General features: G+C 39.3%; 14 protein-coding genes. 11 read left to right on the top strand and 3 right to left on the bottom strand.

Annotation, left to right across the window (positions count from 1 at the left end):
- Positions 1-503 precede the first annotated feature (503 nt).
- Positions 504-1,778, top strand: coding sequence for a S8 family peptidase (locus LRP83_RS07285; RefSeq protein WP_230496169.1), 1,275 nt, complete (start codon positions 504-506; stop codon positions 1,776-1,778).
- A gap of 174 nt (positions 1,779-1,952) precedes the next feature.
- A complete protein-coding gene (locus LRP83_RS07280) occupies positions 1,953-2,300 on the top strand; it encodes a DUF805 domain-containing protein (RefSeq protein ID WP_230496035.1) in 348 nt (115 codons plus the stop codon).
- 83 nt (positions 2,301-2,383) lie between these two features.
- Here the strand turns inward: LRP83_RS07280 and deoD are convergent, their stop codons facing one another.
- Both deoD and LRP83_RS07270 read right to left on the bottom strand, forming a co-directional pair.
- Positions 2,384-3,085 (bottom strand): purine-nucleoside phosphorylase, encoded by a 702-nt coding sequence (deoD, locus tag LRP83_RS07275; RefSeq protein WP_230496034.1) that lies wholly within the window; start codon positions 3,083-3,085, stop codon positions 2,384-2,386.
- 185 nt (positions 3,086-3,270) lie between these two features.
- On the bottom strand, positions 3,271-3,987 hold the full coding sequence (locus LRP83_RS07270) for a Crp/Fnr family transcriptional regulator (protein WP_230496033.1): 717 nt from the start codon (positions 3,985-3,987) through the stop codon (positions 3,271-3,273).
- 381 nt (positions 3,988-4,368) lie between these two features.
- Between LRP83_RS07270 and LRP83_RS07265 the strand changes: the two genes are divergently transcribed.
- Entirely contained in the window at positions 4,369-5,655 is a 1,287-nt protein-coding gene (locus LRP83_RS07265) for an NCS2 family permease (RefSeq protein ID WP_230496032.1), read from the top strand.
- A 194-nt stretch (positions 5,656-5,849) separates the two neighbouring features.
- Here the strand turns inward: LRP83_RS07265 and LRP83_RS07260 are convergent, their stop codons facing one another.
- Positions 5,850-7,049 (bottom strand): CynX/NimT family MFS transporter, encoded by a 1,200-nt coding sequence (locus LRP83_RS07260; protein ID WP_230496031.1) that lies wholly within the window; start codon positions 7,047-7,049, stop codon positions 5,850-5,852.
- Positions 7,050-7,370: 321 nt separating this feature from the next.
- Between LRP83_RS07260 and LRP83_RS07255 the strand changes: the two genes are divergently transcribed.
- The 8 genes from LRP83_RS07255 (at position 7,371) to LRP83_RS07220 (ending at position 15,117) form a co-directional block, all read left to right on the top strand.
- A complete protein-coding gene (locus tag LRP83_RS07255) occupies positions 7,371-8,582 on the top strand; it encodes an ROK family protein (RefSeq protein ID WP_230496030.1) in 1,212 nt (403 codons plus the stop codon).
- 68 nt (positions 8,583-8,650) lie between these two features.
- The gene (udp, locus tag LRP83_RS07250) at positions 8,651-9,373 is read left to right on the top strand and encodes a uridine phosphorylase (protein ID WP_230496029.1); all 723 of its coding nucleotides are present in this window, start codon (positions 8,651-8,653) and stop codon (positions 9,371-9,373) included.
- A gap of 14 nt (positions 9,374-9,387) precedes the next feature.
- Entirely contained in the window at positions 9,388-10,275 is an 888-nt protein-coding gene (locus LRP83_RS07245) for an energy-coupling factor ABC transporter ATP-binding protein (protein WP_230496028.1), read from the top strand.
- Complete coding sequence (locus tag LRP83_RS07240; protein WP_230496027.1) at positions 10,238-11,065, top strand: energy-coupling factor ABC transporter ATP-binding protein; 828 nt, start codon at positions 10,238-10,240, stop codon at positions 11,063-11,065. The genes LRP83_RS07245 and LRP83_RS07240 overlap by 38 nt, the downstream gene beginning before the upstream one ends.
- Positions 11,066-11,086: 21 nt before the next feature.
- Positions 11,087-11,692, top strand: coding sequence for an ECF transporter S component (locus LRP83_RS07235; protein ID WP_230496026.1), 606 nt, complete (start codon positions 11,087-11,089; stop codon positions 11,690-11,692).
- Between the two features lie 12 nt (positions 11,693-11,704).
- Positions 11,705-12,481, top strand: coding sequence for an energy-coupling factor transporter transmembrane component T family protein (locus LRP83_RS07230; RefSeq protein WP_290369505.1), 777 nt, complete (start codon positions 11,705-11,707; stop codon positions 12,479-12,481).
- A gap of 78 nt (positions 12,482-12,559) precedes the next feature.
- Entirely contained in the window at positions 12,560-14,005 is a 1,446-nt protein-coding gene (xylB, locus tag LRP83_RS07225; RefSeq protein WP_230496024.1) for a xylulokinase, read from the top strand.
- Positions 14,002-15,117 carry a glycoside hydrolase family 172 protein gene (locus LRP83_RS07220; RefSeq protein ID WP_230496023.1) on the top strand — a complete coding sequence of 372 codons (1,116 nt, stop codon included), beginning with the start codon at positions 14,002-14,004 and terminating at the stop codon, positions 15,115-15,117. The genes xylB and LRP83_RS07220 overlap by 4 nt, the downstream gene beginning before the upstream one ends.
- Positions 15,118-15,555: the final 438 nt, after the last annotated feature.

Here is a 15,555-nt window from a genome sequence, read left to right as displayed (position 1 = left end):
ACAGAAAACAAGCTAAAAAAGGCGCCAAAATCATTACGGATTCAGGCGCCTCTTTTAAGTAAAAAACAACCCCTCTTATCACAATAAATTTAATTGCCTAAAACAGCATTTTAATCGCCTAAAACAGCATTTTAAATGCCTAAACCAGCAGTTTAATCGCCTAAAACCCTCATTTAATCGCCTAAGCCATTTTCCCAAAAGAAAATTACCTCTTTTTGGTTAGTACCTGTATTCTTGCAGAGATTTATTGATTGAAACATCAGACGGTTCTCATTCCTCAATGATTCTTGTCTATCAATCTATTCAAATTAGTTTACTAATTACTAGTTTCAAAAGCATAGAAGGGAACATGAGCCGTCCCCATGTCACTTTTCAACTTTACAATATCTTCCAATGACAATATTTTCCCAACCACCAATCGTTAATAAGTACCAAAGTTGTAAATATACTAAAAGTGCAGATTACAAAGACTGCGAGTTTAAAAGCTTGAGAGGAGATGGATGATGAAAAAGCGTAAAGTAGTGGGGTCGGTTGTTCTTAGCGTAGTATTGGGGGTGTCTATGTTTGCTAGTGGTGCCTTTGGTAAAGAAGAGGGTGCGAGCAGTAATGAAACCTTCCGTGTATGGATTCAGGGACCACAAGCAGAAAAGAGTAAAGTCAAAAATGAATATGGTACGCGCGTCGATTTCGGGGAGGAAGGTTTTAGTACAACGGTAAACGAAAAACAATACTTAGCTTTATTGAAAAATAAAAACCTACAAATTGAAAAAGTTCAAGAGTTAACTTTAGATACTAGAGTAGATGCTGACGCAAAAACAGATGGTATAGAAGCAATGGCAACAATACCAAGCGACCAAACTCCTTGGGGAATTCAAGCCATCTATAATGACGCGGCCATTACTAAAACATCAGGAGGAAATGGAATTAAGGTAGCCGTATTGGATACAGGTGTTTTTACCAATCATATTGATTTAGCGGGTAGTGCGGAGCAGTGTAAAGATTTTACACAAACATCTTCTTCCATGGTAAATGGAACATGTACAGACCGAAATGGTCATGGTACCCATGTGGCTGGAACGGCTTTAGCTCATGGTGGATCTGATGGTTTAGGCGTTTATGGTGTAGCTCCTGAAGCGGAATTATGGGCATATAAAGTACTTACTGATAGCGGTTCAGGCTATTCGGATGATATTGCCAATGCGATTCGCCACGCAGCTGATGAAAAAACAAGAACAGGCGCAAAGGTTATTATTTCTATGTCACTTGGTTCAAGCGCAAAGGATACATTGATTGCTAATGCTGTCACTTATGCTTATGGAAAAGGTGTGTTAGTCATTGCTGCTGCCGGAAATTCAGGTTCTGCTGCCAATACAATCGGTTACCCAGGGGCTTTACCAAATGCTGTTGCCGTAGCGGCCCTTGAGAATGTTCAACAGAATGGTACTTACCGAGTGGCGGATTACTCTTCAAGAGGAAATCCTAATACAGATGGTGATTATGTCATTGGAGAGAAAGACGTAGAAATTTCTGCACCAGGAAGTGCGATTGAATCTACATGGTATGATGGAAATTACAAATCCATTAGCGGAACTTCAATGGCTACTCCACATGTCTCTGGCTTAGCTGCAAAAATTTGGGCATCTAACACGACATGGAGCCACACTCAACTTCGTGCTGAACTACAAAGAAGAGCAAAGCTTTATGACATAAAAGGTGGAATTGGAGCTGCAACTGGTGACGACTACGCCTCAGGCTTTGGGTTTGCAAGAGTAAAATAAGAAGATATATGGGGACGATTCTCACGCTTCATTCACCTAATAAAAGGGGAAGCGTCAGGATTGCCCCATGCTTCTTTTTACAAGGTTAGTTTAGAATATAACGATAGAGTTTTGAATATCATTGCAGTAGCGGTCTTTTTATATTCTATAAAAATAGTAGAAGGGGGATTGTTAATGGATTGGTATTTGAAGGTAGTTAAGAATTACGTTGGATTTCAAGGAAGAGCACGACGAAAAGAATACTGGATGTTTTTCCTCTTTAATGTAATTATTGGCTTTGTCATCGGTTTTGTAGATGGGTTGTTTAATCTTTCTCAAGTTCTATCCACCCTTTATTCTCTTGCTATTTTTTTACCTTCACTTGCTGTTGGGGTTCGTAGATTACATGATACCGGAAGAAGCGGATTATGGCTCTTAATTGGGCTAATTCCATTAATTGGCTTCATTGTTTTACTGGTCTTCTTCTGTGAGGATAGTAAAGATGAGAATCAATACGGTCCTAATCCTAAATTGAATTCTTAGATAAAAAGAAGCATGGGACGGTCTCATGCTTCTTTTTCTTGCTGGTTGGAAAGAATGAGAACCGTCGCCATGCTTTACATGTTTTACTTAGCCACCGTCGCCAAAGCAACCTCAATCATATCATTAAAAGTGGTTTGTCTCTCTTCCGATGAAGTTTGTTCACCGGTTAGGATGTGGTCACTAACGGTAAGTAGAGTTAAGGCACTTACTCCGAATTGTGCCGCTAAATAGTAAAGTCCAGCTGCTTCCATTTCAACTGCTAATACACCATGCGCAGCTAGCTCAGTTAACATATTCTTTTTCGAATAAAAACGATCAGAGGAAAGGACGTTACCTACACGGATATTCAGTCCCTTGTCTGTTCCAGCTTCATAGGCTTTCTTGATTAATCCAAAGTCTCCAATTTGCGGGAAGTCGTACCCAGGAAAATCATTACGAATGATGGCTGAATCAGTTGCCGCTGCTTGAGCAATAATGACGTCGCGGATTTTTACATCTTTTTGAATCGCTCCACAGGTTCCGATACGGATTAAATTTTTCGCCCCATAATCGTTGATTAATTCATGAATGTAAATAGATGCTGACGGCATTCCCATACCTGTCCCTTGAACGGATACACGATTTCCTTTATAGGTTCCTGTATATCCCAACATACCACGAACTTGGTTGTAACAAACGACATCTTCTAAGAATGTTTCGGCAATGTATTTTGCACGTAAAGGATCTCCTGGTAGTAGGATGGATTCTGCAATTTCGCCTGGTTTTGCTTCGATATGTACACTCATCTAAAATAACCTCCAATAAATTTGTCTATGTGCTTAAAATAGGTTTACCTAAAAATCATAGCACAATACAAATTTACCTTCTGTTAAGGTGCCAACCCCAAAAGTGTGAACTGGTTAACAAAATTAACGTTAAGACTGTAACGGAAATGAAGTAGGCATTTTGTTATAGTAGTAAGGTTGTCACTTTATAAGTTATACCACTTACGGAGCGTTGGAATCTCTTCTGTTTGATGACAAATGGATTCTAGCTTGTCCTTGTCTAATAAATAAAAATACTTATCGTGTATCTCGATAAGTCCTTCAGCTTGAAAATCACCAAGTGTTTTAGAAATGGATTCTCGCGTCACACCGAGCATATTGGCAAGCAGGGATTGGTTTATTTTTAAGTCAATTTTGTAAATGCTATCACTTGGTTTTCCGAAATTATAATAAAAGTCCATAATTAAATTGGCAACCTTTGTTCGGACATCATAAAACGTCAAATAGCGAATTAAGCGGTTCAATACACGAGTACGCTCCACGAGAATCATGTAAGCTTTTCTTAGGACAGAAGGGTACTTATCGACGATTTTTAAAAAATCCTGCTTCGTTAACAACCAAGCTGATACATTTTCAATCGCTTCAATCGAAGAAATACGATGTTTGTCATTGGACAATGCTTCTGCTTCTCCTAAAATATCACCAGGAGTAGAAATACCAAGAACAATTTCCTTTCCTTCATGAATACGGTATATCTTTACCATTCCAGAACGAATCATATAAACCTCATCACTTTGATCATTTTCGAACACTAGGACATGATTCTTTTTAAACTGTCGCTCCTTTAATAATGGAAGGATTTGCGGTAAGTCTTCAGGCGGAATATCTGCGAAGATTGGGATATCCAAGAGGTTTGTAATCATACATGTTCATCCTTTCCACCTTTGAAAGCTAATTGTATAGAATATTATATCATTTTTAGGCGGTAAAACATGTAGTGGAGTGTGAGAATGGGCTTAGGCGATTAAAACAAAATTTTAGGCGATTAAATGCTAGAAATAGGCGATTAAATTATAGATTTAAGCGATTAAAACCTAAAGATAGGCGATTAAAACCGAGATTAAGCGATTTTCATATAAAAAAGAGGCTAGATTTAGGGGCTGGAACTCAGCAAATTGGTGTCGAGTATAAAATATGATGTAAGTTTGCACAAAATCCATGGTTTTTTGCATTTTATTAAAAAAGTGAAGTAGCTATCGGTCCATCAATGGCCAGCAAGCTTCAAAGTAAAGGCGTGATACAAAATGTTTAAAGGAATAGAAAGCTTTTTTCAATTAGAAAAAGAAAATACGACGATTCGTACCGAGGTTGTGGCAGGGCTAACCGCCTTTATGACGGTTGCTTATATTGTTGCCGTTAATGGAGCGATTTTAAGTTTGGTCGGGATGCCGTATGAAGCGGCAACGATTGCAACCGTGGTTTGTGCCTTTATAGGCTGTATGCTAATGGCTTTTTGGGCGAATTCACCGTTAATTATTGTTCCGGGTATGGGAGATAACGCATTTTTCGTGTATACATTAGTTTTTGCATTAGGGCTACCTTGGCAGCAGGCACTGGCAGCTGTTTTCCTAGCAGGTGTTGTTTTTACGATCACAACCGTCACAAAAGGGGCTGTCTATCTATCTCAATCCATCCCAAAATCGATTATTCATGCGATGACGGCGGGAATTGGTTTATTTATCGCCTTTTTAGGATTAAAAAATGGTGGATTGGTTATTGCAAGTGAAAGTACCTTTGTTACATTAGCTAGTCTGAGTAAGCCTGAGGCATTAACGACAATACTGACCTTACTTATTATGGTGCCCTTGTTCCTACGTGGAGTAAAGGGGAATTTTTTAATAGGGATTATTGCTGGAACTTTCATTGGCGCCTTATTTGGAATCGTTGATTTTTCCGTATTAAAGGATTTCAGTTTTTCGTTTAGCGGCTATGGGGAAGTGTTATTTGCGTTTGATTTTAGTGGAGCGGGTTCGCTCAACTTTTGGATAGCTGTCTTTTCGTTATCGATGGTGATTATATTTCAAAATATGGGGGCGCAGCTTGGCATGCTTCCAGACAAATCCAAGTTCCGAAAATCGTTCCAAGCCAACTCAGTATCTGTTATGACAGCAGGTCTTTTTGGCTGCAGCCCAACGACAACGGCCGCAGAGTCGGCAACTGGGATTGCTGCAGGTGGGAGAACAGGTTTAACCTCGTTCACGACTGCCTTGCTATTTATACCCGCACTCTTTCTGATTCCACTTTTTAAAGTGATTCCTAACAGTGCACTAGCACCTGTCTTGATAATTGTTGGCTGTCTCATGATCACAAGCATCAAGGAAATTCCGTTCGAAGATTTTACTGAGGCTTTTCCAGCGTATCTCATGATGGTCCTCATGCCCTTGACCTTTAGTATTGCCAATGGAATTGCATTTGGTTTTATAGCGTATCCGATATTAAAGCTTGTTACAGGTAGGAGAAACGAAGTATCTGTGACGATGTATGTGATTGGGGTTTGTTTCTTGCTGTACTTTGTTTTGGGGAATATCTGAAGCATGAGGGGACTCATGCTTCTTTTTTTGTTTAAAAATATGTCAATATAATGTGCGAAAAATGAAGAATTTTGCAAGAGTTAAATTAAGCTTTTAAGAATGCATGGTGAATTTGAATTCAATCAAACGTTTGATTGAAAATTGTTATGTTAAAAAAGTTATATCAATGCTGGCCTTAGATCAGAAAGTGGCCCCTATACAAATCGATTTCGACCGGAAAGGGTACCAAAGATCATTGTAATGAATGAGATGACAATCAAAGTGATAAGTGGTGTTGTCCACGCATGAGTTTTATCAAAAAGGTAGCCGATTAATAACGGACCTACGGCTGCAAGGATATATCCTGTTGATTGGGCCATGCCAGATAAAGCAGCAGCCTGACTGCCGTTTCTGGCGCGAAGGCCAATATAGCTTAAGGCCAATGGAAAGCTTCCGCCCAGTGCGATGCCGATTAAGATAATGCTAATAATTAATGCGGGATAGGACGTGCCGAGCCATAATCCACTATAACCTAAAATAGAACAAAAGCTTAATGCAAAGGCGATCCAACTTTGCGATGTGAAGCGTGAGGCTAAGACAGGAATAATAAAGCTTGTAGGCAGTCCTACCAGTTGGGTAAATGAAAGGAGCCATCCAGCTGCTTCCATGCTTAATCCATGACTCAGTAAAATTTCTGGCAGCCACGAAATAGTGACATAAAATAAAAAGGATTGAAACCCCATAAAGATGGCAATCTGCCAAGCAAGCGTGCTGCTCCACACGCGACTCTCTCCCGATTGAGTTTTCTTTATTTCATTCTTTTCTCCCACTCGATTTTTACTAAGAAACACCCAGACGATGATGGCAATAATAGCTGGAATGCCCCAAACAATTTGTGCACCCTGCCAGCCGAAATGTAATCCCTGCGCCAACGGAATACTAATTCCCGAGGCTAAGGAGGCAATTAACCCCATCGAGGTTGAATACACACTCGTCATTAATCCGAATTTTTTCGGGAATTTTTCCTTTACGACCGCTGGTAAAAGAACATTTCCAATCGCAATTCCCAATCCCACAAGAATGGTTCCGGTAAATAGGAAAAAGGCTGTGGGGATTGTCCTTATGACAATGCCGATTAAAAGAATAGTTAGGCCAAGCACCATAGTCCGTTCATTCGATAGCCGCGAAGCGATTTTAGGCACAAGTGGGGACATGATGGAAAAGATGATTAATGGCAAACTCATTAATAAACCTGCGCTCCAATGCGTTAGTCCAACATCCTCTTGAATCAAGCCCACCAATGGACCTAATGATGTGATTGCTGGTCGTAAATTAAAGGCTGCAAGTACAATTCCAGCGATAAATAAATAGATATAAGTTGATTTTACATTTGATTTTGCCAATGCTGAACTCATTAAGATCCACCTCTAGAAACAAACTTTTTAAAGTATATCATACTTTTTTATATAGTTTAGGAAAGATAGAGGTAGCAGAAGAGATGTTAAAAATATTCCAATATAATATGCGGAAAATGTAGAATTTTGTATGAGTTAAAATAAACCTTTAAGAATGCGTATTGAATTTGAATTCAATCAAACGTTTGATTGAAAATTGTTATTTTAAAAAAATCTTCCCACTTTCAAATTCAAATCTTTTTTATCCAAAAGTGTAATGATTAACACTGTTAATTCATAAACTCAATATTGTAAACGGTTACAACTGTGAGGGGAATTATTGTGAATAATTCAAATGTAAAAAAAGGGACTAACCTTGAGGATATCCAAGAAATGAATCGTTCTTTGTTATTAAAGCTTATACGAAAATACAGGATATGTACTAGAGCTCAACTGGCTAAGGAAACGGGCTTAAAGCAGGCCTCTATTACGAAAATAATTGCCAGTTTAATAGAGCTTGGGATTGTTCAAGAGGTTGGTGTCGTTGATGGTGAAAAGGGAAGGCGATCCATTGGGATATCGATAAATAATCATTTGTATAAGTTTATTGGTGTGAAATTATCCAGGAAGTCTTTTTCCATCGGTGTTTATGATCTCTTTGGGGAAGAATACAAGTTTAAAAGTGAAAAGATTGATATGTTAACCGGGGCTACAGTTACGTTGAACAAAATGAAAACGGCTGTTCAAGAGCTTATGAGCGAATACGAAGATGTAGCGGCCATTGGTATAGCCATCCCTGGTCCCTTTTTAAAGACGAAGGGAAAAATAGCTATTATAACTGAATTACCTGGCTGGGAGAATATCGATATTAAAGTTGAATTCGATAAAACTTTTCGTATACCAGTGTTCGTTGAACATGACGCTAATGCAGCTGCTTTAGCGGAATGGTGGTTTAGTGAGAACCATTTTGAACATGGGGTTATGGTGAATCTCCTTGCAGGCGAGGGAGTAGGGGCTGGGATTATTATTGATGGTCAGTTATTTGCTGGAAGTCAAGGGATGGCCGGGGAAGTGGGGCATATGAGTATTGATTATAATGGACGAAAGTGTTCTTGTGGAAGCTATGGGTGCCTAGAGAAATACTGTACTACCTATGTCCTAATAAAAGAAACAAAGGAAAATTTGAAAAAGTATCCTGAAAGTATCCTGAATGATGACGCAGATTTAACGGCGGAGAGAATCTTTGAAGCAATGGAGTTCGGGGATGAATTAGCCGTCGAGATGGTCAAATTAATGGGTCAATATATGGGCTATGGAATCGTCAATATCGCCAACGTTTATAACCCTAATTGGGTCATTATAAGTGAGACAATGTCGAGAGGAGGAGAGGTATTAATCCATTCTATTCATGAAACGGTAAGGCCAAGGCTTTTAGCGAGTGTATATGAAAATATATCTATTCAAATAACTGAGTTTGCGAATGATTCGATCCTCTATGGTGCAGCTGCTATCGCTGCAGATAATTTCTTGAAATCTCCCAATCGTTATTTATAACAACTCCACTTTTTAAAGACTATTTTTTAAAAAATAACCATCCCATTAAAGAAAGGATTCGATATGTTATGGAAAATAATCAAAATAAGCAGTACCATGTGGATCTTGCCCCAGGTGATGTTGGAAGATACGTGTTTGTCCCAGGAGACCCAGGACGGGTTGAGTTAATTGCTAGTTTGTTTGATGAATCGTGGAAGGTAGCTGAAAACCGTGAATACAAAACCTATACCGGTTATATCGATGGAATAAAGGTTTCTGTCTGTTCAACAGGCATTGGCTCTCCGTCTACTGCGATTGCTATTGAGGAGTTAAGCAGAGTAGGTGCCGATACGTTTATCAGAATAGGGACGGCGGGACCGATGCAAGATTTTATCCAAAAAGGTGAAGTGGTTATAGGGACGGCAGCTATTAGAGATGAAGGAACGAGCAGACAATATATGCCTCTTGAATTTCCAGCGGTCGCTGACTTGAATGTCTCCATGGCGCTTTGCCAAGCGGCTACAAATCTAGGAAAGAAATATCATGCAGGCGTGATCCAATCGAAAGATTCATTTTATGGTGAAGTGGAGCCGGAAACAATGCCTCTTGCGCAAACACTTAAAGAACGATGGGAATGTTGGGTAGCGGGTGGTGCTCTTGCCTCCGAGATGGAGGCTGCGGCTTTGTATGTTATAGCATCTGTAAGAAACTTGAGAGCTGGCTGTATTTTAAATATGTGGGGATCGATGGAAGACACCATAAAGGTGGGATTGGAAGCAGTTAAAATATTAGATAAGCAAAATAACAAATAATAGGAGGGTTATGTTTGGGTACTCCAATAATAGAGTTCAAAAACTTTTCCTATTATTATCCTAATACGGAAGAACCAGCAATAAAACAAATCCATGCGACCATCGAAGAAGGAGACTTTGTTGGTTTGATTGGGCCGAACAAAGCTGGAAAGTCGACAGCTTGTCTTTCCATGATTGGAATTGCACCTCACATCTTAGGTGGAGATTGGATGGGGGATGTTGTGGTTAACCATGAAACGATCCAATCCTCTAATGTCTCTGACTTTACCAAAATAGTTGGGGTCGTCTTCCAGGATGCAGAAAGTCAATTTACCCAAGAAACGGTAGAGGATGAGATTGCCTTTGCGATGTGTAACATGGGCTTTGAACGTTCCGAGATGATTAAGCGTGTGAATGAAGTAGCCATTAGCTGTAATTTAACAGAATTCCTAGAAAGATCCCCCTTTCAACTTTCGGGTGGCCAGCAGCAGCGCCTTGCGGTTGCATGTCTACTAGCGTTACGTCCAAAAGTCATTATCCTCGATGAATCCACCTCTCAGCTTGACCCAAAAGGTCGAGATGAAGTATTTAAGTTGGTCAAAGAATTACATCGACAAGGTAGGACGATTATTATGGTGGACCATAACATTGAGAAAATGGCTGAATACACGACGAAGCTAATGGTATTTTTCGAAGGTGAATTGAAGCTATACGGTCCAACAAGTGAGATTTTACAACAAAAGGAATTGTTAAATGACTATCACATTCGATTACCACAAGTGACAGATGCCGCTTATGGGTTAAAGGAAACCTACCAATTTACGAAACTACCTATCAACCTTGAAGAGGCAAGTCGTACTTTTAAAGAATATAGGGGGCAAGAAAATGGATCCAATTATTCAAACCAAGAATCTTGTCCATGAATATAAAGGTGGAGTTCAAGCATTAAAAGGTGTCGATGTATCTATTTTGCCTAATGATTTAATTAGTATCATTGGGCAAAATGGAAGCGGAAAAACCACATTAGTTCGGCATTTTAATGGCTTGCTAAAGCCGACCGAAGGTTCTGTTGTCATCGATGGTGAAGAAACAACTACGAAAAGTGTGGGCTACTTATCACAAAAGGTTGGTTATGTTTTTCAGAACCCGAACCATCAAATCTTTTCCTCCACTGTGATGGATGAGTTAAAGGTGGGGCCGAAAAATTTCAAATTTAGTGAGGAAAAAACAAAGGAACGAATTGAGTATGTCGTAAATTTACTGAATCTTGGGAAAATTCTTGATAAGCATCCGATGACACTTGATTATACGAGGAAAAAGCTAGTTACCATCGCCTCTGTACTTGCCTATGCTCCTAAGGTCATGATTTTAGATGAACCGACAGGAGGGTTAGATGAAGACGGAAGGCGGCTTCTTCGAAAGATCCTTTCGCTCTTGCATGAACAAGGAAATACCGTCGTGATGATTTCTCATGATATGGATTTTGTCGCTGAGAATACAGATCGAGTGATTGTGATGGCTGAAGGCAAGGTTTTGTTAGATTCGCAAATAGCAAACGTTTTTAGTGAGACAGAAATTTTAGAAAAAGCTTGGATTGAACCTCCGCAAATTACGTTATTAGGTTTAGATGTTGACCCTGAAAAAAGAATATTTTTAAGTGTCGGAGACTTTGTTTCCCACTATAAAAATAGATCAAGTCAAAAAATAATCTAAATTAAGGGAGGAAGAAAGCAAATGGAAGAAAAAAAGACCGCAACGCTCAACTCGAAGACTAGAACGACGTATGCACTGATTCTTATTCCTATCGGTATTGCCATCAACGTGATTGCTGGATTGATTGCTGGGCAGCTTAAGTTGCCTATTTTCATGGATTCAATTGGAACAATCGTTATTGCTGCCATCACCGGGCCGATTGTCGGTGGTGTAACAGGCTTGCTGACCAATGTCGTATTAGGACTCATTCATGGGGATGTATTAGGAATGGCGTTTGGCTTGTGTAATATGGCGTCAGGGTTAATCGTCGGGTATATGGCGATGAAAGGAAAGTTCAAAAATTGGATTCACATTGTCATTGCTACGATCCTCGTTACATTAGCGAATTCACTGATTGCTGCGCCACTCGTTGTCTTCCTATATGGTGGTGTAAGTGGTGCTGGTGTAGATTTACTTGTAGCTGGCTTCCTAGCTGCTGGTAATGATATCTTCTCCTCTGCCTTTGTTGCTAGATTACCAGTTAACTTAGTGGATAAAGGAATTGCAGTTATTATTGCTTTCTTAATTTTAAAGAAATTACCGACGAATATGAAAAATTTAATTCCTCCAGCAAAGCGAAAAGAATAGGGATATGAATGTATGTTAAGCATTCACGAAAAAAATTCGTTTTTAAAAAGACTTTATCCGATGACAAAAATATGGGCATCATTAGGATTTATTATTGGTATCTTTACTTTTTCAAATTACTATATTTCAAGTTTCATATTTGTTCTCGCTTTACTGGTTATCTTAAAGGAAAAAATGCTGAAGGAATTTAAGGTTTTATTAATTGCCGCTATTCTTCTTGGCATAAGTTTATTTCTCATACAAGGAATCTTATCCCCTGCGAATCAGACTGTTGTGTGGAATATCATTCCTGGAACCGGTTTTACGTTATATAAAGAGGGATTAACAACGGCTGCCGATGTATACTGCCGAATCGTTCCACTTATTGCTGTCTTGTTCCTGGCGATTAGAACGTTAAACATGACCGAATTGGGTGTTGCATTAAATAAAGCGGGTGTTTCGTATCGAGCCAGTTTCGTGTTGACTTCCACGTTTCAAATCATCCCTGTTCTGAACAAAGAGATGCATCAAGTCATGAATGCTCAAAAGTCTAGAGGATTGGATACGGAGGGGAATTTGCTTAATCGGATGAAAGCCTTTATTCCGATTATGGTTCCACTGATTTCGAACTCGATTATGAAAGTACAAAATCAGGTTGTTGCTTTAGAAAGTAAAGGATTCAATTCGAATGCTAAAAAAACCTTTTACCGGGATCCTTTGAAAACAAGAGTTGATTCAATAATTGTTGCCTGTACCACACTCTTTGCTCTATCAGGAGTTGCATATAGGGTGTATCTGTTGGTTATGTAACAAGTTTGGAATAGAGATACTTGTGTCTGAGCAAGTATCTCTATTTTATCTAAAAAATGATAAAGCGGGGGCTGTCAGATGAATAAGTTAGTCGGTATTGATGTTGGAACCTCCAGCTTAAAAGTAATGGTCACGAACGAAAAGCTAGAGGTATTAGATACGTATAGAGTCGACTATGGAATCAATCAACCATTTCCTCATTGGGCTGAGCAAGACCCAAATCGTTGGTGGAATGCCGTTTGTGGGTCATTTCAAGCTCTAAACTTAGATGGTTGTTCAATAACAATCGGACTTTCAGGGCAAATGCATGGCCTTGTAGCTGTGGATGTATATGGTCAACCAGTTAGACCATCGATCATTTGGGCGGATAATCGATCTTCGGAAGAACTTCAAAAAATCTTACTCCATGCCAATAAAGAAAATGTTTATAACATTTGGCTTGGTACATTATTGCCATCCTTACTATGGGTAAAGGAAAATGAACCGGAAGTTTATTCAAAAATAGATAAGGTAATGCTTCCCAAGGATTATATACGTTACAAGCTTACGGGTGAAATTGCAACAGAACATAGTGATGCCTGTGGAACAGGCGCTTATTCTTTTTTTACTCAGAATTGGGACTTTGATTTATTAGAGAAATTAGGTATCAATCCTTCGCTATTTCCTCCCATCCATCGTTCAACTGATATAGCGGGAATGCTTATCCCAGAAGTTGCCCATCAGCTAATGATTTCTGAACAGAGTAAGGTTGCTTATGGCGGTTCAGATCATTCCATGCAGCTTCTCGGGAACTCCATTTTTTCAAAAGGAATTTTAAATTGTAATATTGGCACGGGCAGTCAAATTAGTTTAACGTCTAAATTTCATAAAAATAAGAGACTAGAAGGATTAAGTATCTTCTCGCATGCGGTGGGAGATTTGACGAATATCGTGGGAACGAGTTTGAATGGTGGCAGTGTTCTTCAGTGGGTGAAAGGATTAGCTGGAGGAACGTTTAGTTATACAGAATTCGATCGTTTAGCAGAAGGTGTTTCAGTTGGTAGTAATGACCTTGTTTTTTTACCCTATTTGAACGGTGAACGGAATCATCCTCATGCTAAAGGTGTGTTTTTCGGCTTAACGACGAGCCATACCCTTGCTCATCTAGTCAGAGCCACTATGGAAGGAATGATTTATGGACTGCGTGACATTCTAGAAGATTTTAAGAATTCGGGCTTGGAATATGAGAGAGTCATCTCCTCTGGTGGTGGGACGAAAAGCAGGGTGCTTCTGCAAATGCAAGCAGATATCTTCGATTGTGACATTTATGTTTGTGATACAAAGGAACAAGCAGCCATGGGGGCGGCGATTATTGCAGGGCTGAGTATTGGAACATTCGAATCATTAGGTTCTGTAGAGCATCTTTTAAAAAGTAAAATGAAACTCATGGCCAGTCCGATAAAAGAGAATGTCGAAGAGTATCGGAAGGGATTTGAATTATTTCGAAAGGTGTATAACCGAAACTTTAGGGAGGGTATAGAATGAGCTTGCTTGGTCATTTACCATATGAATTAGGCGGAACAACACGGATGATTTCTCCAGAAAATCCTACAGGTGAAAAAGGGAAGGCGTGTTTGTGGGAACCCAATCCATCCGATCCATTTTTAGAGCATAGTGATGCAGCTCTTGACCTCGGAAAGGGGTATAAAGTTCGCCCTTTTATTAATGTGAGGGCTGGAGAAACAGCTGTCTTAGCGGATATCAAAGGTATGGGCATCATCAATTATTTTTTTATTACGAGTAGTCTGGAAAATTATAGCGAGCTTGTGTTGAGAATTTACTGGGATGATGAGGACCATCCGTCAGTGGAATGTCCATTAGGTGCATTTTTCGCGATGGGCCATGATAGTCAGCCTCACCTTGTTAACTCTGTACCCGTAGTAGTGGCTCCTAAAAAAGGTTGCACTTCCTACTGGCAAATGCCGTTTAGAGAAGGTGCAAAATTCACGTTAACAAATGATGGTCCGATTGACTCCTTTATCGTAGCTTATAAAATACAGTATAAATTAAAGGAAGTTCCGAAGGATGTAGGCTATTTTCATGCGCAGTATCGAAAAGCAGTAACTTCGATTGATGATCCTAACTATGTGATTGTCGATGAAATAAAGGGAAAGGGTAGTTATGTAGGTACATATTTAGCATGGAATGCACTTTCAAGTAACTGGTGGGGAGAAGGAGAAGTCAAATTCTACTTGGACGGAGATACCGAATACCCGTCGATGGCCGATACTGGAACAGAGGATTATTTCGGTGGGGCATGGGGTTTCTCCAATATGGACACTTCTGATAACCAGACGTTTCAAAATAATGAACAGGCCTTTAGCTATCCATACGTTGGAATGCCACTTGCTAAAATTGTAAATGATCGAGCTCCACGGAAATACAGTCTTTATCGATGGCATCTGCTTGATTCCATCGGTTTTGAAAGTGACTTAAAAGTGACCGTTCAAACGTTAGGATGGTACCCAAACTTTCCGAAATATAAAAGATATAAGCCTTTGAGTGAAGACATTGCTTCTGTAGCTTATTGGTATCAGCAAGAGCCACATCATCCATTTCCGGTGTTGCCTGATTTGAAGGTGAGATGGGATCGGTAGCTAGAAAGCGAGATTGGATTTGTGATGAATATGTGAAAAAGATAGATATATGGCCAATTTAGATAGATATAAGTTGCGAAATGATAGATATAGCCAAGAAGTTGATAGAAATCTTGTTAAAGTTGATAGATATAAATTTTTGCTGATACTAAAAAGTATAAAACTTTTTAGTTTGTTATTATTTGGATATCCCTATCCGGTATAAAGTGTGGCCGATTTGTGAATAAGTCGGAATTAACTCCAATTTGGTCGGAATTCCTGAGATAATAGTCGGAAAAAACATTGAAAAAGTCAGAATCCAAGCCAAAAAAGTCGGAATAAATATCAAGTAAGCCCAAAAAACCAGGAAATAAGGTAATTTAAAGAGGTTTTTGAAGAAAACTATTGGGGAAAGCAGTTAAATTTACACGCTACTCCTAAAAAAATAATACGAACGCA

The sequence above is a fragment of the Pseudoneobacillus rhizosphaerae genome, from assembly GCF_917563885.1.
Classification (GTDB): domain Bacteria; phylum Bacillota; class Bacilli; order Bacillales; family Cytobacillaceae; genus Pseudoneobacillus; species Pseudoneobacillus rhizosphaerae.
This window is presented reverse-complemented; position numbering and strand designations above follow the sequence as displayed.

Bases quoted from the DNA above. Each gene is read 5' to 3' on its own strand.
- LRP83_RS07280 (WP_230496035.1), top strand. From the start codon at position 1,953: ATGGATTGGTATTTGAAGGTAGTTAAGAATTACGTTGGATTTCAAGGA.
- udp (WP_230496029.1), top strand. From the start codon at position 8,651: ATGGAAAATAATCAAAATAAGCAGTACCATGTGGATCTTGCCCCAGGT.
- LRP83_RS07260 (WP_230496031.1), bottom strand. From the start codon at position 7,049: ATGAGTTCAGCATTGGCAAAATCAAATGTAAAATCAACTTATATCTAT.
- LRP83_RS07235 (WP_230496026.1), top strand. From the start codon at position 11,087: ATGGAAGAAAAAAAGACCGCAACGCTCAACTCGAAGACTAGAACGACG.
- LRP83_RS07230 (WP_290369505.1), top strand. From the start codon at position 11,705: ATGTTAAGCATTCACGAAAAAAATTCGTTTTTAAAAAGACTTTATCCG.
- LRP83_RS07270 (WP_230496033.1), bottom strand. From the start codon at position 3,987: ATGATTACAAACCTCTTGGATATCCCAATCTTCGCAGATATTCCGCCT.
- deoD (WP_230496034.1), bottom strand. From the start codon at position 3,085: ATGAGTGTACATATCGAAGCAAAACCAGGCGAAATTGCAGAATCCATC.
- LRP83_RS07265 (WP_230496032.1), top strand. From the start codon at position 4,369: ATGTTTAAAGGAATAGAAAGCTTTTTTCAATTAGAAAAAGAAAATACG.
- LRP83_RS07285 (WP_230496169.1), top strand. From the start codon at position 504: ATGAAAAAGCGTAAAGTAGTGGGGTCGGTTGTTCTTAGCGTAGTATTG.
- xylB (WP_230496024.1), top strand. From the start codon at position 12,560: ATGAATAAGTTAGTCGGTATTGATGTTGGAACCTCCAGCTTAAAAGTA.
- LRP83_RS07220 (WP_230496023.1), top strand. From the start codon at position 14,002: ATGAGCTTGCTTGGTCATTTACCATATGAATTAGGCGGAACAACACGG.
- LRP83_RS07240 (WP_230496027.1), top strand. From the start codon at position 10,238: ATGGATCCAATTATTCAAACCAAGAATCTTGTCCATGAATATAAAGGT.